Genomic DNA, 21,902 nt, shown 5'->3' with positions numbered 1-21,902 from the left:
TAAAAAATAAACCCAAGACAATGTTAAGTAAGGGTTTAACCACCAAAAACACCAAATTATTAGACTTACGTCTAGGTAAAGGCATTGTTGACAATGACCCAGATCACATCTAATGTCGAACCATTGTTAACAATCGAGCGAAACTTAAGCAGTGACTCAGGCACCTGTATTGGACAAAAACGGCGTTGATAAAGCCACTCCGGAGAAGAGCAGTACCCTGGTGGATCAGATCCTGGTGCAAATTCAGACCAGCATCATCAAGGGTGAGTTGGCTCCCGGCAGCAAGATCAACGAGCAGGCGCTGGCACTCAAGTACGGTATCAGCCGCGGTCCAACCCGTGAGGCCTTGCAGATCCTCGAGCGTCAGCGCTTGGTAGTACGTATCCCCCATGTGGGTGCCAGAGTCGCCGCCATGACAGTGGCTGAGCTCAACGACCTCTACGAACTGCGCAGCACGCTGGAAGCCATGGCCTGTGAACTGGCCGCCAAACGGATAACCGATGAGCAGCTCAGCCAGTTATGGCAACTGCTGGCCCGTCAGGAAGCGGCGCTGGCAGAAGGCGATACCTATTTTCAGGAAGAGGGTGATGTGGACTTTCACTACCAGATCATCCGCGCCAGCGGTAACAAGCACCTGCAGGAAACCCTGATCGGCGGCTTATATCACCTGCTGAGAATGTATCGCTATCAATGCACCAATAAGAACCGCCCGGTCAAAGCCATTGCCGAGCACAGACGCATAGTCGAAGCTATAGCACAGCGCGATGCCGAACTGGCCGGCTTGCTGATGCGCCGTCATATCGAACAGGGACGGCGCAATACCGAACTCAGACTCAAACAGCTTCAGGCGGAGCATGCCGCCCTGGACTCAATATAAGGAAGCAAACAGATGACTCGCAGCGCAGGACTCAGATTCCGCCAGGCTCTGGCCAAGGCCAAGCCGCTTCAAATCGTGGGAACCACCAATGCCTATTTCGCCCTGATGGCCGAGCAATCCGGTGTTCAGGCCCTGTACCTTTCCGGTGCCGGTGTCGCCAACGCCTCTTACGGCCTGCCGGATCTGGGCATGACCTCAATGAACGATGTGCTGATCGATGCCGGCCGTATCACATCGGCCACCGAACTGCCGCTGCTGGTCGACATAGACACAGGCTGGGGCGGCGCCTTCAACATTGCCCGCACCATCAAGGAGTTTGAAAAGGCCGGTGTTGCCGCCGTGCATATGGAAGATCAGGTGTCACAGAAACGCTGTGGTCACAGACCCAACAAGGCCGTGGTCAGCACCGAAGAGATGGTTGACCGTATCAAGGCTGCCGTGGATGCCCGCACAGATGAGAACTTCGTCATCATGGCCCGCACAGACGCAGTTGCCGTGGAAGGGCTGGATGCCGGTATTGAACGTGCCCAGGCCTACATAGAGGCGGGTGCCGACATGATCTTTGCCGAGGCGCTGACCGAGCTGGATCAGTACCGTCGATTCAAGGCGGCCGTCAACGCCCCGATCCTGGCCAACATGACCGAATTCGGCAAGACAGAACTGTTCAACAAGGAACAACTGGCCGAAGCCGGTGCCGACATGGTGCTCTACCCACTGAGCACCTTCCGCGCCGCCAACCTAGCCGCCCTGAAAGTGATGCAGGCACTGATGGCCGACGGTCATCAACGCAATGTGGTCGATGCCATGCAAACCCGTGAAGAGCTGTATAAGTTCCTCGGCTACCACCACTACGAAACCAAGCTCGATGAGCTGTTCAGCCAAAAGTAACGGCTGAATCCAGGGATGATTGACCGGCGCAGACGCGCCGGTTGCAGGGTTTGCCCCAAGAAACACCCGGGGTTGCCGCCCTACACAGCACCCCAGAGCGCTGAAAAAGGCAACCGCATACCAAACCAGCTATGGCTGGCCAACAAATTGACAAGAGTGTAACGGAAGAGGGAATGCATTATGACTGACAAGAAACTGAGCGGCGCCGGATTACGCGGCCAAAGCGCAGGCGAAACTTCACTGAGCACAGTCGGTAAGTCCGGCTCAGGCCTGACCTACCGCGGCTATGACGTCAAAGATCTGGCCGAAAACGTCAGCTTCGAGGAAGTGGCCTACCTGATCCTTTACGGCGAACTGCCCACCGAAACTCAACTGGCGGCCTATCGTCAGAAACTCAAAGGCATGCGCGGCCTGCCACAGGCACTGAAAGAGGTGCTGGAGCGGATCCCGGCCGATGCCCACCCTATGGACGTTATGCGTACCGGTTGCTCCATGCTGGGTAACCTGGAAACCGAAAAAGATTTCTCCGAGCAGAGTGAAGTGGCCGACCGTCTGCTGGCGGCATTTCCTTCCATCATCTGTTACTGGTATCGCTACAGCCATGACGGCGTGCGTATAGACACAGAAACCCATGACGACCAGATAGGCGCCCACTTCCTGCACCTGCTGCACGGCGAAGCTCCATCGGCCCTACATGCCAGGGTTATGGATGTGTCACTGATCCTCTACGCCGAGCACGAATTCAACGCCTCTACCTTCACCGCCCGGGTTTGTGCCTCTACCCTGTCTGACATGCATTCCTGCATCACAGGCGCCATTGGCTCACTGCGCGGCCCTCTGCACGGTGGCGCCAACGAGGCGGCGATGGAGCTGATTCAGGATATGCGCGATGAAGACCATGCCCGCGAAGTGCTCAAGGGCAAGCTGGAGCGCAAAGAGAAGATCATGGGCTTTGGTCACGCCATCTACCGCGAGTCTGACCCCCGCAACGAGATCATCAAAGAGTGGTCGGAAAAGCTGGCGCAGGAATATGGTGATGATCGCCTCTATCGCGTTTCTGTCGCCTGTGAAGCCCTTATGTGGGAAGAGAAGAAACTCTTCTGTAACGCCGACTTCTTCCACGCCAGTGCCTATCACTTCATGGGGATCCCCACCAAGCTGTTTACCCCCATCTTCGTTTGCTCCCGCCTCACCGGCTGGGCCGCGCATGTGATGGAGCAGCGCGCCAACAACCGCATTATCCGCCCGAGTGCCGATTATGTTGGAGTTGAGCCACGCAAGGTGACGCCTCTCAGCGAGCGTTGATCCCGGCGGCGGCCAAACGGTCGCCCGATGAATGAGCAAGAGCGGGCACCCAAGTGAGCAGGGGCCCGGCTCTTTTTGCAGTTGCTTCTCAGTGGACAGAACTCATGAATACCAATTACCGAATTCCCCTGCCCGGCACCAGCCTTGAGTATTTCGATACCCGCGCCGCGGTCGAGGCCATCAGCCCCGGAGCCTATGCCAAACTGCCCTACACCTCGCGGGTGTTGGCCGAAAACCTGGTCCGCCGCGCCGAGCCAGGCAGGCTTAACGACTTCCTCGAACAGATAATCGAACGCAAACGGGATCTGGACTTCCCCTGGTTCCCGGCGCGGGTGGTGTGTCACGACATTCTCGGCCAAACAGCACTGGTTGATTTGGCCGGTCTGCGTGATGCCATCGCCGACAAGGGTGGCGATCCGGCCAAGGTTAACCCTGTGGTGCCAACCCAGCTGATTGTGGATCACTCTCTGGCAGTGGAACACCCCGGCTTTGAAGCGGATGCCTTCGAGAAAAACCGCGCCGTTGAAGACAGACGCAACGAAGACAGATTCCACTTTATCAACTGGACCAAGACGGCCTTTAAAAACGTCGATGTGATCCCGCCCGGTAACGGCATCATGCACCAGATCAACCTGGAGAAGATGTCCCCCGTAGTGCAGAGCCGCGACGGCGTAGCCTTCCCGGACACCTGTGTCGGCACCGACAGCCACACGCCACATGTGGATGCCCTCGGGGTGATCGCCATAGGCGTGGGTGGCCTGGAAGCCGAAAGCGTGATGCTCGGCCGCGCCTCCTGGATGCGCCTGCCGGACATAGTCGGCGTCAAGCTGACCGGCAAGGCCGCTCCCGGCATTACCGCCACGGATATAGTGCTGGCGCTGACCGAATTCCTGCGTAAAGATCGGGTGGTGGGTGCCTATCTGGAATTCTTCGGTGAAGGCGCCGCCAGCCTGACCCTGGGTGACAGGGCGACCATCTCCAACATGACTCCCGAATATGGCGCCACTGCCGCCATGTTCTATATCGATCAGCAAACCATAGATTATCTGCGCCTCACCGGCCGAGATGACCAGCAGGTGGCGCTGGTGGAAAACTATGCCAAGACCACGGGTCTGTGGGCCGACAGCCTCGAAGGCGCCGAATATGAGCGGGTGCTCGAGTTCGATCTCTCCTCCGTGGTGCGCAACATGGCCGGTCCTTCCAACCCGCACGCCCGTTTGGCCACCAGCGACTTGGCCGCTAAAGGCATTGCCGGCAAGGTAGAGCAGCAAGAAGGCCTGATGCCGGATGGCGCCGTAATTATCGCCGCCATCACCAGCTGTACCAACACCAGTAACCCACGCAACGTGATTGCCGCCGGCCTTATCGCCCGCAACGCAGTGGAAAAAGGCTTGGTACGCAAGCCTTGGGTCAAGACCTCTCTGGCACCCGGTTCCAAGGCGGTGGATCTCTATCTGCGCGAGGCTGGGCTATTGCCTTACCTGGAACAGCTGGGCTTTGGCATAGTCGCCTTCGCCTGTACCACATGTAACGGCATGAGCGGCGCGCTCGATCCCAAAATCCAGCAGGAAGTGATCGACAGAGATCTGTACGCCACCGCGGTATTGTCCGGTAACCGTAACTTCGATGGCCGGATCCACCCCTATGCCAAGCAGGCATTCCTGGCCTCGCCGCCTTTGGTAGTGGCCTACGCCATTGCAGGGACTGTGCGTTTCGACATAGAGAAAGACGCACTCGGCACAGATCAGAACGGCAACGCCGTAACCCTCAAGGACATCTGGCCCAGCGACGAAGAGATAGATGCCATCGTCAAGTCGTCGGTCAAGCCGGAGCAGTTCCGCAAGGTGTATGAGCCCATGTTCAATATCGCCGTGGAATACGGTGATGGGGTCGACCCTCTATATGACTGGCGCCCAATGAGCACCTATATCCGTCGTCCGCCCTACTGGGAAGGCGCCCTGGCCGGTGAACGTGCGCTCAAGGGGATGCGGCCACTGGCGGTATTGGGTGACAACATCACCACAGATCACCTGTCGCCGTCCAACGCCATTCTGCCATCCAGCGCCGCCGGTGAATACCTGGCCAAGATGGGCTTGCCGGAGGAAGACTTCAACTCCTACGCCACCCACAGGGGTGACCATCTGACGGCTCAACGGGCCACTTTTGCCAACCCCAAACTGTTCAACGAAATGGTCAAGGACGACAGCGGCAAGGTGATCCAGGGCTCGCTGGCCCGTATCGAGCCCGAAGGGCAACAGGTACGCATGTGGGAAGCGATAGAAACCTACATGGAGCGCAAGCAACCGCTGTGCATCATAGCCGGTAAAGACTATGGCCAGGGCTCCAGCCGAGACTGGGCCGCCAAGGGCGTGCGTCTGGCCGGAGTCGAGGCGATTGTGGCCGAAGGCTTCGAGCGCATTCACCGAACCAACCTGATAGGCATGGGCGTGTTGCCGCTGGAGTTCTTCCCGGGGACCGACAGACTGACCCTGGGCATAGATGGCACAGAAACCTTCGACGTTCTCGGCGAGCGCACACCCGGCGCCACTCTGACCCTGTTGCTGCATCGCAGCAATGGCGAAACGGTGGAAGTACCTGTGCGCTGCCGCCTGGATACCGCTGAGGAAGTAACCATCTATGAAGCCGGTGGTGTACTGCAGCGTTTCGCGCAGGACTTCTTACAGGGCAATGTTTAAGCCGGCCCTTGATGCGTGACCAAGTCGGCCATAGCCAAGGTTATGGCCGACTGATAAAAATATTTATCTCAAAGGATCCAATGCCATGGCATTTAAACCACAGATAAAAATTCCCGCCACCTATATGCGCGGCGGCACCAGTAAGGGAGTGTTCTTCCGCTTGGACGATCTGCCCGAGGCGGCCAGAGTGCCCGGCCCGGCCCGCGACGCCTTGTTGATGCGGGTCATCGGCAGCCCTGACCCCTACGGCAAACACACAGACGGCATGGGCGGCGCGACCTCAAGTACCAGCAAATGCGTGATCATGAATGCCAGCCAGGTTCCCGGTCACGACGTAGACTACCTCTATGGTCAGGTCTCCATAGATAAGCCCTTTGTCGACTGGAGCGGCAACTGCGGCAACCTTTCCACCGCGGCCGGCGCCTTTGCCCTGCATGCCGGTCTGGTTGCTCCGGAACGGGTACCGGAAAACGGCATCTGCGAAGTGCGGATTTGGCAGGCCAATATCGGCAAGACCATTATCGCCAAAGTGCCGGTCAGCGCCGGAGAAGTGCAGGAAACCGGTGACTTTGAGCTCGACGGTGTCACCTTCCCCGCCGCCGAAATTGTGCTGGAATTTATCGACCCTGCCGATAACGGAGAAGACGGCGGCGCCATGTTCCCTACCGGCAAGCTGGTGGATGAGCTGACGGTTCCCACCCAAGTACACCCCAGCGGTAAAATTCAGGCAACGCTGATCAACGCCGGGATCCCGACCATTTTCGTCAATGCCGCCGATCTCGGCTATCAAGGCACCGAGCTGCAGCCGGAGATCAACGGCGATCCCGAGGCGCTGGCTCGCTTTGAGCTGCTTAGGGCACACGGCGCGCTGGCCATGGGGTTGATTAAGGAGCTATCCGAAGCCGAAACCCGCCAACACACTCCCAAGGTAGCGTTTGTAGCCAAACCGCAGGCGCATCAGGTTTCCAGTGGCAAACAGCTGGCCGAAACCGATGTCGACCTCTTGGTTCGCGCTCTGTCAATGGGTAAATTGCACCACGCCATGATGGGCACGGCGGCAGTGGCCATAGGCACGGCCGCGGCTATCCCGGGCACCCTGGTTAACCTGGCGGCCGGTGGCGGTGAGCGCAGTTCGGTACGCTTCGGCCATCCATCTGGCACCTTGAAAGTCGGCGCCGAGGCCGAATTCAAGGACGGCCAGTGGCAGGTGACCAAGGCCATCATGAGTCGCTCGGCGCGTATCCTGATGGAAGGCGCAGTACGGATTCCGGACGACAGTTTCTAACAATAACGTGGTTTTCGATGGCAGTCGTTGATAACACTGCTGTCGATTGCCTCTCCCCTTTCCAAAAGGCTCCGCTTCCTCCCTTCCGGCGGGGCCTTTTTTCCTTTCTGTTATCAACTGGGCAACAAAGTAGGATAAAGTGCGATAAAGTTTGCCAAACTGAGAAAAGAAATCTGTTATAAAATAAATTCTCACCAATCAAAAACCTACTGAAAAAAGAGGGCCTCTTGTCTCGGATCTGCTGCCTACTCGCCGCTCTACTGTTATCTGTTTGCCTGTTTGAGCTCAGGGCAGAACCTGCGCCCCAGCTCAGATTCCAGCATGTCAGCAGCATGAATGGCCTGAATCAGAACAGCATCACCAGCCTCTACCAGGACAAGGCGGGCATTTTGTGGATTGGCACCCAGGATGGGCTGCACAGTTACAACGGCATCGAATTTACTCTGTTTCAACATGACCCCTACCACAGCCAGACATTGTCGGATAATCATGTCACCGACATACTGCAGGATAGCCGGGGGCAGTTGTGGATAGGCACCTTCAACGGCGGACTGAACCGCCTGGATCTACAGACGGGAGTATTCACTCCCGTTGGCCGTGACAAGGGGATCAACAGCAAAAGAATCAACCGCCTGACTCTGGTGGGTGAGACACTCTGGGTCGGAAGCGGCAATGGACTCTACGCCCTGGATACGGTCAGCGGCGAGCTGCATGAGTTGTCACTGGGGCAAAATATCAGCGCCGATATCCGGGTACTGACTCCCATAGGAAAAGATGCCCTGCTGATTGGCACCCAAAGTGATGGTTTGCTGGTTTTGCGTAATGAAGGACTCAAGCCCCTGCCCTTACCCGATGTCGAACATGGTCATCCGGTACAGGCTCGCCAGAGCGAAGATGGCGCCCTGTGGCTGGTTATCGATGATGCACTCTGGCGTTATCCGCCCGGGCTGAAAAACCCAGAGTTCATCTACCGGCTGCCAACGCCCAATCGGGGCATTCTGGAGTTTATCTTTGACAGCAGGGGCGGCATCTGGCTAGGGGGCCAACAGACGGGGCTTATCCAGCTACAACTTAAAGAAGGCCAGTGGCAAGCCAGGCACTATCGCTATGACCCATCCGATCCCAATAGCCTCAGCGATAATGATGTCTACAGCCTGCTGCAGGACAACAACGGTATTCTGTGGATTGGCAGCCTGTTTTCAGGCATAGACAAGGTGAACCTGGCCCGGCAGTATTTCGAGCATATCTACAACAATCAACAACCCCTGGAACGCCAGCGGGACAACAATATCCGCGCCATTTTCCGCTCCGGCGACGGCTTGCTGTATTTGGGCACCGACAGGGCCGGCTTATTTCATATGGATCAAGATGGCCGATTTTTCTCCCACAACAGCCAGCTCGCCAAACTACTTGGGCAGGATGAATCCTTTTTGGACCTCACTATCAGGGCGATTACCGAGGACAGCAGCCGGAGGCTATGGCTGGCCAGCAGTGAAGGCTTGATAAGACTGAACAAAAGCGGCCAAATGCAGCTCTATCGGCCCCCGGGCAACGAACCCGGTATTCGCGATTTGATCATCAGCCCAGATGAACAGATCTGGCTCGGTGCCGGCAACACTTTATACCATTTCGACCCGGATACCGGTGTTTTCCAGGCCCACTTTGTCAACGAGTATCTTGAAGAAGGGCCACAGTCGCAGATGATCCTCAGCCTGACCACGGCCAACAATGGCATCTGGGTCGGCACCACCAATGGCGCTTATTGGCTGCAACCTGACACGGGCCAACAACAGATCATCCGCGGTGATCGCCTGGCCAATCCCATGGTGCGGGATATTCTCAGAGACAGGGACGGCAATATCTGGTTTGCCACTCACGGTGGCCTCAGTCGCCTGCGCCAGGATGAGCTGCAACACTTCGGCCGTAATCAGGGATTACCGGGCAATACCGTCTATGCCATGGAGCAGGACAAGAGCGGCGACCTCTGGCTCAGCAGTAATTCAGGGATCAGCCGCTTTGCCATCGACAAGGAAAAGGTGCTGACCTTCAACGAATATGAAGGTTTGCAGGCGCTGGAATTCAACGGCAATGTCAGTTGGCAGGACAAGGATGGCAGTATCTGGTTTGGAGGCATCAATGGGTTGAACCATTTCTACCCTCAGCAGGTGCCCAAGGTACGCAAACAACCCAAACTGGCCCTGGCCGGTTACCGCCTGGGCAACAGCTATTTTCCCAGGCTGGATCTTGGCCATATACCCGAGCTGACGATTCCCTATAGTGAGCAGTTAATAAGCTTTGAGATCACTGCACTGGATTTTGCCTATCCCCAACGCCACAGATTCAGCTTTTTCCTTGAGGGCTGGGACAAGAGTTGGCATCCGGCCCAGTCGCTGCACGAGATCAGCTATACCAATTTGGCGCCCGGCGACTATCGGCTGTTTGCCCGCCATCAGTTGCAGCACAATCCCGAAGGACATGAGCAACTGTTGTTAAAACTCACAGTGCCGGCCCCTTTTTACCGCACCACCCTGGCTAATCTGTTTTATCTGGCACTGGCGCTGTTGTTGCTTGGCCTCTGGCTAAGGCGTTTCCTGTCGCAACGTCGTCTCGAGCAGCAAACACAGTCCAATATCCAGCTTTCTGAAGAGAGGCTGAAACTGGCGCTCTGGGGCTCGGGTGACCGGATGTGGGACTGGCAGTTGGAAGACGATCGCTTCTTCGTTACCGGCCCCAAACAAGGCTCAGAAACACCACTGGAAACCAACGCCAGTCGGCAGATGGCGCTGGTACATCCCGACGACAGGCCCCATGTTCAAGCGGCACTGGAGAGCTACCTCCAGGGGGATGCCGAATTCTTCGAGGCCGAGTATCGTATCAAGCTTGGCAACACGCACTGGGGCTGGGTGTTGGATCGCGGTAAAATAGTCGAACGCGACCGTAGTGGCAAACCACTGCGCCTGGCGGGCACCTACACGGATATCAGCATGCGCCGTGGCCAGGAAGAGGCGCTGCGGCTATCGTCCCAGGTACTGGAAAGCATGAATGAGTCTGTGGTGGTCTGCGATCTCAACTACCGCATCATCTCGGTCAATCCAGCGTTTTGCAGCACGACAGGCTTTAACGAACAGAAGATCTCCGGCAAGTCTTTCCTGTTCCTGACCCGAGGACTCTACGCCAGAAGCTTCTATCAGCAGATAGAGCATCAATTGCTGAACCAAAAACACTGGTCCGGTGAAGTGCAGATCCGCACCCACAGCAAGCAGCCGCTGCTGGTATGGATGGAAGTCAATCAGGTGCTCAACAGCCAGGGCGAAGCCAGTCATTTCGTGGTGGTATTTACCGATATCACAGACCGCAAACAGGCCGAGGAAGACCTGCGCCTGTTGGCCAACTATGATCAGCTCACCGGCCTGCCCAATCGCACTCTGTTCCAGGACAGACTGGATCATGCCCTGCGCCAGGCGCACCGTAACCGTAACATGGTCGCCCTGCTGTTTCTGGATCTGGACAGGTTCAAACACATTAACGATTCTCTGGGCCATCATGTGGGTGATCAACTGCTGAAAGCGGTTTCCTCCAGACTGACCCAAGCGATAAGAGATGGAGATACTGTTGCCCGTCTGGGCGGTGACGAGTTCATCATCATCCTCGAAGGTTTGCAAAAAACCAAGGCGGCGACCGTCATCGCCGAAAAACTGCTGGCGGCGTTCGAACGCCCCTTCGCACTGGAAAACCTCAGCCTCAATGTTTCACCATCCATAGGTATCAGCCTCTATCCGGATGATGCCGAAGAGGCGCTGGAATTGCTGAAGTTTGCCGATACCGCCATGTACCATGCCAAGTCGCTGGGGCGCAATAACTTCCAGTTCTACACAGCTAAACTCAACGCCTATGCGGTACGCCATGTACAGCTGGAAGCCGGGCTGAAACAAGCGCTGGATCGCGACGAATTCTATCTGCTGTACCAACCCAAATTCTGCGTCCATACCGGCAAACTCACCGGCATGGAGGCCCTGCTGCGCTGGGAAAGCCAAGATCTGGGTCCTATTTCTCCGGCGGAGTTTATTCCGCTGGCCGAGGAAACCGGCCTGGTCAACGCCATAGGTCAGTGGGTACTGCTGAGTGTCTGCAGTCAACTGGAGCGCTGGCAGAATCAGGGGCTGGAAGCGGTTCCGATAGCGATCAATATCTCTGCCAAACAGCTGCAGACTGACATTATTTCCAGCATAGAGGTTGCTCTTGCCATGCATGGTCTGGCTGCCGATCTACTTGAGATAGAGCTGACAGAGTCGGCTGTGATGCAGCAACCGCTGGAATCAGTGGAAATACTCAATCAACTGAAGGGGTTGGGGTTAAGCCTGGCGGTCGATGATTTCGGAACCGGCTACTCCAGTCTGGCCTATCTCAAGCGTTTCCCGCTGAACACCTTAAAAATTGACCGCGAGTTTGTCCGTGATATCACCAAAGATCCTGATGATGCCGCCATTACCAGCGCCATCATAGTCCTGGCTCACAGCCTGGAGTTACAGGTGGTGGCCGAAGGGGTAGAAACCCAGGCCCAGCTTAACTTCCTCGCCGCCCAGGGCTGCGATCAGGCCCAAGGCTTCCTGCTGGGGCGCCCAATGACAGAAGCGCAAGCACAAGCCTTACTCGGCCTAAAATAGAATCACCCCATAAAAAACGCGGCTCAAATGGCCGCGTTTTATCAATAATTAGTTATTGGCTTATGCCTTCTCCAGCCTGGGCACTTTGCAAACCCAACCTTGAGGGCCTTGTCTGTGCCCTTTCTGGATTTCGGTGAAAATTCGATAGATGCGACTGACATGTTCACCCACCTTGCCGTCACCGACAGTGACCACCCGGCCATCTTCAAAAATGTAGGAGCCGACCGGAGAAACCACGGCTGCTGTGCCGAAACCGCCGGCTTCGATGATCTCGCCCGACTCGACACCTGCAATAAAATCATCAAGTTTGACCTGCTCCTGGCGGACATCACAGCCAAGCAGTGGCGCCAGCTCAATAATAGACTGTGAGGTGATCGACTTGAGAATGGTATCGGTAAACTCAGGGATGATCACTGTGCCATCCTTGAGAATATGGAAGTGGTTCATCGCCCCGGCTTCTTCGATATATTCATTGGTCGAGTCCAGATACAGCACCTGGGAAGCACCGTGAGCCGCGGCAGCCTTACCGGCACGCAGTGAAGCGGCATAGTTGCCGGCGGCCTTGGAGGCACCGGTACCACCGGATACTGCACGGTGGAATTCTTTACTGATCAGCAGGCGAATGGCGTTGAGGCTCTCACCATAGTAGGCGCCGCTGGGGCTCATCACCACACAAAAGGTGTAGCGGTTGGCCGGGCTGACTGACAGTCTGTCTTCGGTGGCAAAAATAAAGGGTCGAATATAGAGGCAAGCCCCGTCCTGCATGGGGAACCAGAGACGGTCGACATCGATAAGGGCGTTGATCGCCTTAAGCTGCATGGCTTCATCAATATTGGGAATACAGACGATATCGGCAGAGCGGTTCATGCGTTCGGCATTCTTGTTGAGACGGAAGGTATAAATCTCACCGTCTTCATGCATAAAGGCCTTGGCGCCCTCAAAAATACTCTGACCATAATGCAGCGCCATCGCGCCGGGAGCCATCTCAAACGGACCGTAGGGGACGATGCGGGGATCCCGCCACTCGCCATCATAATAATCCATCATGAACATATGGTCGGTGCGCAGACGACCAAAGCCAACATTACCTTCAGGGCAAAACTGCTCTGAGCGACGCTCTGCGGCGGGCTTTAACTGATACTTGATTTCCATTGCTTACCACCTTGACTATTGTTCAAGCAGACTAGGGAGCGCCCGGAATAATGTCAAGAGGACCAAGGCCTGTGTCCAGCAGGAGTACTGTAAAAAATTTAGTCATCAAATATCGGTAAGTTCCCCCTGGGGAGCTAAGCGGGAAAAGTCGCCGCCCTCTTCAGGGCTGACCAGAGTAAACAGCCCTGCATCCCTGTGCCGCTTAAGCAAGAGATCCACTTCTAAAGTGGCGTCCTCCTTTAACAGCCTGGATACCGCGCCGGCATCAGACTGGAACTCAACCGCACGATAATAACAGGCGCCATCATCGGGGCGCGGTACCAACTTAAAGCCGATTTTCCCTTGAGGCAGGGTCTGCATCTTGGCGGCATCCAGATACAGGGTCAGGCAGTTGAGGCTCTGCTGGTTGCGCTGCTTATCCTGCATAAAGCCTCTTGGCAGAATACCCGGCAGATACTGCTCGCCACTGAGCAGATAAAAATCGAAATCCTCTATGGCGGCGCCGGTATCATCCCACACCCGAATCACCAGCATGGTGTAACGCTTCTTGGTGGTCCGGCTTTGGGTTTGCCGCGTAAGCTCCTGACAGGCACGGCGGTAAGCCTCTACCGAGTCGACCTTCAACCAATTCAGAATCGCCAGCACTACCGGCTTGTTGGCAGCGTTTCTACGGCTGACGGAACGCATGATCCCCATTTTCTCTTTGCTGTGGCTGGCCTTGGGAATAATGCCGAAGCCACTGACAGGGGCCTGAATGAAACTTTCCGGCGCCAGCTTGGCCACGCAGGCACCATCAAAGCTGTCACATTCCTGTGCCTGCTCCACCAATTGCAACCGAGCATAATTCATATTTGCCGCGGCGACCCGCACGACACCATCCGAGCCCGGCTCGGCGGTATAGGAGTTGAGATAATCATAGAGGGACGCATCTATACTTTCGCCGGTCAGCACCAAGGGCCAAAGCCGAGCGGCCTCAAAATCATAGTTCAACCAGGCTTTACTTAAAGCAGCCTGCCCCAGGCTGCCCAGCTCCAACCAGTCGAGGATCTTCTGCCCCGGCTCCAATCCATCGAACCAAGCCTTAATCCTGGCGAGGCGCGACTTGCCAAGCTGTGCCAGGGCGGAGCCGTGGTTGGCCGGTGCCAGCATGATCATATGAGTCACGGGACAAGCCGCCAATTTTTGGGCTCCGAAGAAGGTCTCCAACCAGCAACGTATCACGGCTGCTCCAGTGCTGTGGGTGATCACCGCGAAAGGTTCATCCCCCAGCACTTCACGTCTGGCAGCCTCGAAGGCCAGCGCAACGTCCTCCAACTTCACCTGGTCCTGAAAACTGATATAGCGTCCCAGGTGCAGATGACTCACCTCAAGCTCAGTGTCTGCCAGCTTGGCCAATGCCTGCGGCAAATAACCATAGGTCTCTGTGGACGTCACACTCCAGCCGTGTACAAATACCAGTCTCATCCCTTTTCCCTCAGGTTAACAGTCTATTTTTCGACCACAAACCCATCACTGACCCACAACAATTGGAATTTCTAACATCAGGTTTTTTAACACAAAAAGCCAATACATACGATTAAAAACCCGATCCAGCTCTCATTCAGGTGGAGTTCAGTAAAGCGGTCCTAACCTGCCGATGAACACAAGTTGACCCGGCTTAAAAACAGCCATCCGGACTTTCCCGGATCCAGGAGTAAATTATGAAAATTCAATCTCTAGTACTGGCTTCCGCTGCGGCTCTCGCTTTCTCAGCCCCTTCTTTTGCAGCTGACTGGTTTGTTGGCGGCGGTGTTGGTGCGCAGCAAAATGACTACTCTCATAAACCCACTGATGGCGGCAAGTTCAGCGATGATGATCGCAATGCCGTCTACATGCTGCGTGGTGGTGCCTTCCTGACCCCCAACCAGCGTCTCTACGCGACGTACAGCTACAACAGCGATGACTTTGCCAAGCAGCAGATGGGACTGGTTTCCTATGACTACCTGATAGGTTTGGATCAGGCCAACAAACTGAACTGGTTTGTCGGTGCCAGCGCCGGTATCAACCACACGGCACCGGACAGCGGTGCCCTGGAATCAGACAATAATTTTGTCTGGGGTGGTCAGACAGGTCTGGTGTATAAGCTGAGCGACAATCTCAATACCGAGATAGGTTATCGCTATCTGAAGCAGGACTATGACAACAAGATAGACTCAGGCAAATATGCACTGGATAACACCCAGCAACTGTACCTGAGTGTCGACTATCGATTCTAGCCAAACTCCAGCCTCTAAAAAGCCCCATTTATGGGGCTTTTTGTTTAATATCTCTTCTTGAATCGAGTGGCATGGTTAACAGCCACGACGATACAGCGACTTTAGCAAGCCACTCCCCCACCAGGTTCATGTCTCACAATTTACTGCAAGTTATTTTGGTATAAGTGAAAATTCGAACTACTTTTATACCATTCTGCATGGAAGCAGGTGCAACTTTGGATAGCTCAAGCTTCCATCTGGAAGCGCATTATTTAACTTCAAACTAAAAGACCAAGATATGAAACCTTACCAAGCCATAGATTGCGGCCGCTATGATTACCTGGAGTTGGCCTGTATTCGCGGTTATCCGCTGAAAATAGAGCTGTTGCAAGGAGAGATACTGCATGGCAAGGCGCTGATCACCGAGACCCGTCCCGACAAGAGCGAGTGGCTGCTGGTGCAAACGGCCACCAGCAACCGCGCCATTCGAATGGATCAACTGTTGGCTATCACACCTGAGCAGGAAGGCGCCGAGTTTGGCCGAGTGCTGATTGCCTCGGCAGGCTGTGAGATTTAAATCGCCGCAATAACCGAGACTTCCACCAGATACTCGGGTTCGGCAATAGCCGCCTCCACACAGGCTCTGGCCGGTGCATGCCCCGCCGGTAGCCAAGCATCCCAAATAGCATTCATGGCATCATAATCGCTCATCTGTTTCAGGTAGATAGTCGCAGAGAGGATCCGCTCACGACTACTGCCAGCCCGCTCGAGCAGTTCATCCACCTCTTCGAGCATGGTACGGGTCTGCTGCTGAATATCGGCAAACTTATCCTTGGCAACCTGACCACAGAGATAAACCGTGTTGTTGTGGATCACTATGCTGCTCATGCGCGGATTGGTATCGATACGTTGAATTGTCATCGGCTTGGTTCCAGGTGAAAACCGTTATTTTATCCGGCAAAAGTCGGCTTGGGACAGTTGTGGTTCAGATAAGTGAAAAAAACTGCCAAACAGCCAATTTTATCGCATATTTTTTGGACACTTGGAGATAAGAGCTATTCCTTAAGCCAGCGGCACTGATAGAATCAATATCTCATTCGCCCAACTATTTAAGGACTCCTGTATGAGCCTAGAATTACTGTCCAAACTGGAGACCAAGATCCAGGCCGCGCTCGAAAATATTGAGCTTCTGAAAATGGAGCTGGAAGAAGAAAAGCAGAAGAATGCCCATCTGATAGAGCAAAACCAACAACTTCAGCAAGATCTCAACTCGTGGAACGAGAAAGTCACCGGCCTTGTTGGTCTGCTCAACGACGAAGTCAACTGAATCTAAACGGTTTTAGCTTGGCTATTCTGAGTTTCAATGAGTTCGTTCAATTCCATGATAGCCTGCTTTACCTTTGGCAGGCTTTTTCTCGGCAGCAAAAAGCGCCCTTTATCAAACTCTAATCTTCCCAGATCTTTCACCCAGACGGCGCCGGTCAAGAATATCCTTACGTGTTTGACAATCAGCTTGGGAGCATAGACAGGAAATACACGCACGAGAAACCTCCTTTAGTTGATTTCCGATCCCGAAGTTTTGACCCCCCAACCCGGTGGAAGGTTTCATTTCAATCCGGGAAAATGAGTCAAAATTCGCAAATATGCGCCTTTGTTCTAAAAATCTTGCTGTTATACCTCTCGCCCAGGTGAATTAGTCAACAAAGCAACACTTGCCAATTTTTTGACGCACTGCTAGAGTAAAGCCGTTACTCAGGGTAAAAACTGAGCCCTATGGCTCTAATCCGTGCTTCTTGCGACCAGGGAGTACGGTTTTTTTTTGCTTTATGCCCAGCTGTTTTCCGGGTAACAAAAAAGGGCCGTTAAGGCCCTTTTTTGTATTTAGATGCTAAATTATTTCAGCTGAGTCAGATAGATAGCAATATCCAACATCTCGTCATAAGACTTGATGGCACCGGTTTCAACCCGATACTTACCATTCACCACCAGCGCAGGAACACCTGAGATCTTGGCGTTTTCTGTGTTGCGCTTCATGTTGGCCACCATGCTGTTGACCATAAAAGAGTTGGCCGCAGAATCAAACTGCTTGGGATCCACACCATTGGCAACAAAGATAGCCTTGATGTCGTCACGATTGGTGAAGTGCTGCTTCTTGTCCTGAATCGCGCTGAACATGGCATGATTGACCTTATCAGACACCTTCAGTACTTCGGCAGTGGCGAAAGCACGGGACATCTCAACACCCATCTCGCGGCCGATAAAGTCGACATGGTTTTGCTCAAAAGCCACACCTTCGGGCAGACGGGCCTTCAGCTTGGGGATCACGTTCTTTTCAAAGTTATAGCAATGAGGACAGTAGAAAGAGAAAAACTCTGTGATTTCAGGCTTGGCGGAGGCGGGGCCTTCACTAACCACAGTATAATGCACGCCTTCTTTGTACTGGGCCGCTGTGGCCGCCAGGGGAAGCAGCAAAAATGCCGCCGCCAACATCAGGATTTTCTTCATTGGAGTTCCTTGTTTATTAAAATTTCAGCCAACACTGCTGGAGTTGCTGAATAACATAATCTTCTTTTTGAGTCGAACTCAAGCTCTGAGTTCCCTTTTTGTTAAATCCAAATGCCGGGCGGCCATATCCTCAACACCCGGCACTCGTTCGATGCAGCCTCAATAAAGAATAAGACTCAGTGGCGCTTCATCCAGGCGCTGTTGCTGTTCTTTAAAGGCTTGCAACTGCTGTAGCCAGTATTCTTCGGTCGCAAACCAGGGGAAGTGGCGCGGAAACGCGGGGTCGTCCCAGCGCTTGGCCAGCCAGGCGTTGTAATGCAGCATTCGCAGAGCTCTGAGTGGCTCTATCAACTGCAGCTCTTTGGTATCGAAGTTGGAGAAGGCCTCGTAGGCCTCCAGCAAGACTTCCAACTGCAACGTCTGTTGCTGCCTGTCGCCGGACAGCATCATCCACAGATCCTGCACCGCAGGGCCGTTGCAGGCATCGTCGAGATCGACAAAACCGGGGCCATTGGGGGTCCAGAGAATATTGCCGGGATGCAGATCGCCATGCAGACGCATACTCTGGTATTCGATACCTTGCCAACGCCGCTGCAGCTCAGAGAAGAGGCTTAACGCCGCCTCGAGCAGATGTTCCCGCAAAGCGTTCGGGATCAGCTCTGTGCGCTGCAATTGTTCCAGCGCCGGAGTCCCCAGAGTTGTCGGCGTCAGGTTCAAACGCTGCTTGAACAGGCTGCCACGGGAATACTGGTGCAAACGGCCGATAAACTGGCCGGCGCCCTCTATCTGATCCAGGTTGTCCACCTCAAAGCTGCGACCTCCTATGGAAGGAAACAGCGCAAAACGCCACTCTTTGAAGTGATGCAGACTGCAGCCGTCGAGCACCACTGGGGCGGCAATGGGGATCTCGGCTTCGGCCAGCTCGAACGTAAATTCATGCTCTTCCAAAATCTGGGCATCGGTCCAACGCTCGGGGCGATAGAACTTAACCACGTACCTCTGGCCGCGATCGCAACGAAACTGATAGACCCGGTTCTCATAGCTGTTGAGTGGCGTTAGCCCCGTCTCGGGGTAAATCGCCAGACTTTCGATGGCATCCAAAATCAGTTCAGGGGAAAGATCCCGATAATGAAACGCCGCCGTGGCCTGCTTTTCTGTCATGCCTGTGACTCCAGTAAATGCTTCAGGTATACCAACACATCCCAGTCTTGTTCACTCTGGCAGCTCAACCAGCATACATCACCGTAGAACTCATAGTTGAGCCACAAGAGACTGCCTTCAAAATCCAGCAACCATTGGTGACGATCAGCCCCCCATTGCCGCTCCAGCACCTTGGCATCGAGCGCCCGGCACAGGGGCTCGGCAAAGCTGTCGAAGGCTTCGAACTCGACCCCGGCCGTCATCGACAGGGTTTTATGCTCGGGATCCAAGCTAAGATTTTGATACTGCATTTTTTAATCCTATTTCTTAACTACTGCAGGACATGATCAACCCCTTACCCCAATCCGGTGGTCGCTTGGCATACTCCTGCATCTCAGGCTGTTCATCGAACGGGCGTCTGAGGAGCTGGTGCAACTGCTCAAGCGGCTGGGTATTGCCCTCCTCTTCGATGGCAATGATCGCTTCCTGAGCCAAATAGTTGCGCAAGATATATTTGGGGTTGTGGGCCCGGCGCTCGGCCTGCCACTGCTCAAGTCCCTGGCGAGTATCGATACGGCACCGGTACTCGGGCAGCCAATCATCCCAGCCCTGACGATTGATAAAATCATCCCTCAGACTGCTGTTTTCTGCCTTGGGATCCAGCTCGCCAAAGCGGCGCAGGCTCTGGGTGTAGTCCAAGGCGTTTTGTTCCAACAAGCCGGTAAAGGCGCCGATAAGCGCCAGGTCCTTGTTGTCCTGCTCCAGCCGGGCATCAAGGCTTAAATCTTCGGCCAAAGGTGCCAGCCCCAACTTGGCGCGCATCAAACCAAGATATTGCTGCACTAACTCATGCTGATAGCTATTGAGCGCGGCTATCAAATCATCGGAAGCCAGCACTGGCGTCAACGCCTGCGCCAAACGTTGCAGGTTCCACAAGCCGACGCCGGGTTGCTGACCGAAGGCGTAGCGTCCCTCGGGATCAGAATGGTTACAGATAAAGTCTTCCTTGAAGGTATTGAGGAAGGCGAAGGGGCCAAAGTCGAAGCTGTCACCGAGAATCGACATATTGTCGGTATTCATCACCCCGTGGGCAAAGCCCACCGCTTGCCAGTGGGCTATCATACGCGCGGTATCACGTACCACCAGAGCAAACCAGGCCTTGTAGCCCTCATAGTCCAGGCTGAGCTGGGGATAATGTTGGCTCAGGGTGAAATCGAGCAGCTGCTTGAGCTTGTCGGCCTGACCCTTCTCGCTGTAACAGAAATACTCGAAGTGACCAAAACGTATATGGCTACGGGCCAGGCGCACGGTAATGGCGCCTTTTTCCAGCGACTCGCGCCACACCGGCAGCTCAGAGCCGATCACCGCCAGCGCCCTGGTGGTGGGCACGCCCAAATGATACAGCGCCTCGGAAACCAGAAACTCGCGCACCGCAGAACGCATCACTGCACGGCCATCACCGTGACGCGAGTAAGGCGTGGGTCCCGCGCCCTTCAAGGCCAAATCCCAGGCACCGTCAGGCCCCTGCGCCTCTCCGAGAATGATCGAACGGCCATCGCCCAACCTGGGGCTGTAACCGCCAAACTGATGTCCACTGTAGACTTGGGCGTAATATTCGGCGCCCGGAATTCTCTGGTTGCCGGCGAGTTGCTGCAGCAGGGTTTCATTGGGGCCAGCCAAGCCCAAAAGCACCGCCGCATCATCACTCCAGGCTAACCAATGGGGCGAAGGTAGCCCGGCGGGCAGCACCTGCTGGTAAAATCCCGCCAGGCGGGTGAAGTAATCCTGTTTAAATTTCATGTCCCTTAGGGGCCGTTATTGTGCCATTGGTCACAGATTATCATATCCCTGTCGTCGAGACGGCAGTTGTGACCACACTCGAAGCTGCCCTTGCCCTCATTGAGGCGCTGCATGCCTCTGCCCTTGTCCTGGCACTGCTGCAGGGTTTGATAATAACCGGCAATGGCGTGGTAACGATCCAACGTCTCGGCCGTTTGCGGCTCGACGTCCGACTTATCTCTATTCGGCTGCTGTATATCCGTATCCGGATAGTAAAACAGGGTCCATTGCGGCTGCTTGCTGCAGGCTGCCAGCAGCAACAGCGAAGTGAGGGCAACCCATAAAGTCGCTGGTTTCATTGCGGCTCTCCATCAATAAAAAAGCGAACCCGCAGGCTCGCTTGGGAAGGAGTGAAAAAGCACTTTGCCCTTCACTCCTTGCTTGATTCTACACATTGAATCGGCTTTTGTACTCAGGCTGAGGCTTTATCCCTGGCCTTTTCTATCCGCTTGATACGACCTTCAAAGCCCGTAACTGTGCCATCTTCCAGCCCATATTCAATCGCCTTGTTGCACAGAGCTATGGCGGCATCGAAACGGCCTGCATCGCTGCACAGGGTAGAAAGCTGCATAAATCCTGTGCCCTTGAACTCGGCCTTGGGTGATTTGCTGAGTACTTTCTCCCGACTGGCGGCAAACAGGGCGCTATATGCGGTATCGTACTCTTGCCCCAACTGCAGATACTTGCTGTTTTTCCGCTGCTTGTAGCATTCACTTATCACGGCCAGTAAAGCATCATGCGCTTCGATAGCGCCTTCAGAGGCCTGATACTGTTCCATCGCCCGCTTGAGGGTAATATTGCCCCAACTGATATCCGGCGCAGCCGCCTTGACTGGCTCTGGCTCTGGCTCTGGCTCTGGCTCTGGCTCTGGCTCTGGCTCTGGCTCTGGCTCTGGCTCTGGCTCTGGCTCTGGCTCTGGCTCTGGCTCTGGCTCTGGCTCTGGCTCTGGCTCTGGCTCTGGCAGAACAGTCTCGACCTCGGCACGGCCAACTTCCACCTCTGGGGCGATATTTTCGGTTTGAGGTTCAAGCTCAGGCGACTCTGCGACCGCTTGCTCAGCCGATGGCTGAGGCTTGGGTTCGGCTTGCTCTTTCGATTCGGCAAAGTCCAGATCGACACTCTGATGCTCCTCCTGAGTCTCGTTTTCCGTCTCGGCCTGTGGCGACTGAGGCATGGCCGAAGCTCTGTCTTTGAGCTTAAGCGCCTCATCACGCTCCTCTTTTGCCAGCCGCTGCGCCCGGTTATAGAGGAAAATACCCGCTGCGACCAACAGTACTACGACCAGGATTTTAAACATCTTCGTCCACCATTTCTTGA

19 protein-coding genes are annotated in these 21,902 nt (G+C 55.0%); 9 read left to right on the top strand and 10 right to left on the bottom strand.

Annotated features, from left to right (window positions below):
• The first annotated feature begins 151 nt into the window (after nt 1–151).
• The 6 genes from HCX89_RS18615 (at nt 152) to HCX89_RS18590 (ending at nt 11,715) form a co-directional block, all read left to right on the top strand.
• Entirely contained in the window at nt 152–877 is a 726-nt protein-coding gene (locus HCX89_RS18615) for a GntR family transcriptional regulator (RefSeq protein ID WP_025889868.1), read from the top strand.
• A 12-nt stretch (nt 878–889) separates the two neighbouring features.
• Nucleotides 890–1,765: a methylisocitrate lyase gene (prpB, locus tag HCX89_RS18610; RefSeq protein WP_025889867.1), complete on the top strand. Its 876-nt coding sequence runs from the start codon at nt 890–892 to the stop codon at nt 1,763–1,765.
• Between the two features lie 180 nt (nt 1,766–1,945).
• Nucleotides 1,946–3,070: a 2-methylcitrate synthase gene (gene prpC, locus HCX89_RS18605; RefSeq protein WP_174840171.1), complete on the top strand. Its 1,125-nt coding sequence runs from the start codon at nt 1,946–1,948 to the stop codon at nt 3,068–3,070.
• Nucleotides 3,071–3,174: 104 nt separating this feature from the next.
• A complete protein-coding gene (gene acnD, locus HCX89_RS18600; protein ID WP_167716994.1) occupies nt 3,175–5,766 on the top strand; it encodes a Fe/S-dependent 2-methylisocitrate dehydratase AcnD in 2,592 nt (863 codons plus the stop codon).
• Between the two features lie 85 nt (nt 5,767–5,851).
• Nucleotides 5,852–7,051, top strand: a complete 1,200-nt coding sequence (gene prpF, locus HCX89_RS18595) for a 2-methylaconitate cis-trans isomerase PrpF (RefSeq protein WP_167716992.1) — start codon at nt 5,852–5,854, stop codon at nt 7,049–7,051.
• A 227-nt stretch (nt 7,052–7,278) separates the two neighbouring features.
• Nucleotides 7,279–11,715: an EAL domain-containing protein gene (locus HCX89_RS18590; RefSeq protein WP_243885256.1), complete on the top strand. Its 4,437-nt coding sequence runs from the start codon at nt 7,279–7,281 to the stop codon at nt 11,713–11,715.
• 60 nt (nt 11,716–11,775) lie between these two features.
• Here the strand turns inward: HCX89_RS18590 and HCX89_RS18585 are convergent, their stop codons facing one another.
• Nucleotides 11,776–12,867, bottom strand: a complete 1,092-nt coding sequence (locus HCX89_RS18585) for a branched-chain amino acid aminotransferase (protein ID WP_025889864.1) — start codon at nt 12,865–12,867, stop codon at nt 11,776–11,778.
• Between the two features lie 105 nt (nt 12,868–12,972).
• Nucleotides 12,973–14,331 (bottom strand): triacylglycerol lipase, encoded by a 1,359-nt coding sequence (locus HCX89_RS18580; RefSeq protein WP_167716990.1) that lies wholly within the window; start codon nt 14,329–14,331, stop codon nt 12,973–12,975.
• Nucleotides 14,332–14,567: 236 nt separating this feature from the next.
• Between HCX89_RS18580 and HCX89_RS18575 the strand changes: the two genes are divergently transcribed.
• Nucleotides 14,568–15,122, top strand: a complete 555-nt coding sequence (locus HCX89_RS18575) for an outer membrane beta-barrel protein (RefSeq protein ID WP_025010852.1) — start codon at nt 14,568–14,570, stop codon at nt 15,120–15,122.
• Nucleotides 15,123–15,399: 277 nt separating this feature from the next.
• A complete protein-coding gene (locus HCX89_RS18570; protein WP_028781134.1) occupies nt 15,400–15,678 on the top strand; it encodes a Rho-binding antiterminator in 279 nt (92 codons plus the stop codon).
• Here the strand turns inward: HCX89_RS18570 and HCX89_RS18565 are convergent.
• Nucleotides 15,675–16,022 carry a RidA family protein gene (locus HCX89_RS18565; RefSeq protein ID WP_037468030.1) on the bottom strand — a complete coding sequence of 116 codons (348 nt, stop codon included), beginning with the start codon at nt 16,020–16,022 and terminating at the stop codon, nt 15,675–15,677. The genes HCX89_RS18570 and HCX89_RS18565 overlap by 4 nt on opposite strands.
• 202 nt (nt 16,023–16,224) lie before the next feature.
• On the opposite strand from HCX89_RS18565, the gene zapB reads away from it, so the two are divergent.
• Entirely contained in the window at nt 16,225–16,428 is a 204-nt protein-coding gene (gene zapB / locus HCX89_RS18560) for a cell division protein ZapB (protein ID WP_025010851.1), read from the top strand.
• A 2-nt stretch (nt 16,429–16,430) separates the two neighbouring features.
• On the opposite strand, the gene HCX89_RS18555 is transcribed toward zapB, so the two are convergent.
• From HCX89_RS18555 to HCX89_RS18525, 7 genes are all read right to left on the bottom strand, one after another.
• The gene (locus tag HCX89_RS18555; protein WP_025010850.1) at nt 16,431–16,643 is read right to left on the bottom strand and encodes a DUF1107 domain-containing protein; all 213 of its coding nucleotides are present in this window, start codon (nt 16,641–16,643) and stop codon (nt 16,431–16,433) included.
• Nucleotides 16,644–16,994: 351 nt separating this feature from the next.
• Entirely contained in the window at nt 16,995–17,606 is a 612-nt protein-coding gene (locus HCX89_RS18550) for a thiol:disulfide interchange protein DsbA/DsbL (RefSeq protein WP_025889862.1), read from the bottom strand.
• Between the two features lie 159 nt (nt 17,607–17,765).
• Nucleotides 17,766–18,767, bottom strand: a complete 1,002-nt coding sequence (locus HCX89_RS18545; protein ID WP_144218420.1) for a serine/threonine protein kinase — start codon at nt 18,765–18,767, stop codon at nt 17,766–17,768.
• Nucleotides 18,764–19,057: a DUF3630 family protein gene (locus HCX89_RS18540; RefSeq protein WP_025010848.1), complete on the bottom strand. Its 294-nt coding sequence runs from the start codon at nt 19,055–19,057 to the stop codon at nt 18,764–18,766. The genes HCX89_RS18545 and HCX89_RS18540 overlap by 4 nt, the downstream gene beginning before the upstream one ends.
• Nucleotides 19,058–19,073: 16 nt before the next feature.
• Entirely contained in the window at nt 19,074–20,546 is a 1,473-nt protein-coding gene (locus tag HCX89_RS18535; protein ID WP_167716988.1) for a YdiU family protein, read from the bottom strand.
• Nucleotides 20,547–20,551: 5 nt separating this feature from the next.
• Nucleotides 20,552–20,884, bottom strand: coding sequence for a hypothetical protein (locus HCX89_RS18530; RefSeq protein WP_025010847.1), 333 nt, complete (start codon nt 20,882–20,884; stop codon nt 20,552–20,554).
• 113 nt (nt 20,885–20,997) lie between these two features.
• Nucleotides 20,998–21,882, bottom strand: coding sequence for a hypothetical protein (locus HCX89_RS18525; RefSeq protein WP_167716986.1), 885 nt, complete (start codon nt 21,880–21,882; stop codon nt 20,998–21,000).
• Nucleotides 21,883–21,902: the final 20 nt, after the last annotated feature.

Source organism: Shewanella sp. Iso12 (genome assembly GCF_012030025.1).
GTDB classification, from domain to species: Bacteria; Pseudomonadota; Gammaproteobacteria; order Enterobacterales; family Shewanellaceae; genus Shewanella; species Shewanella algae.
This window is presented reverse-complemented; position numbering and strand designations above follow the sequence as displayed.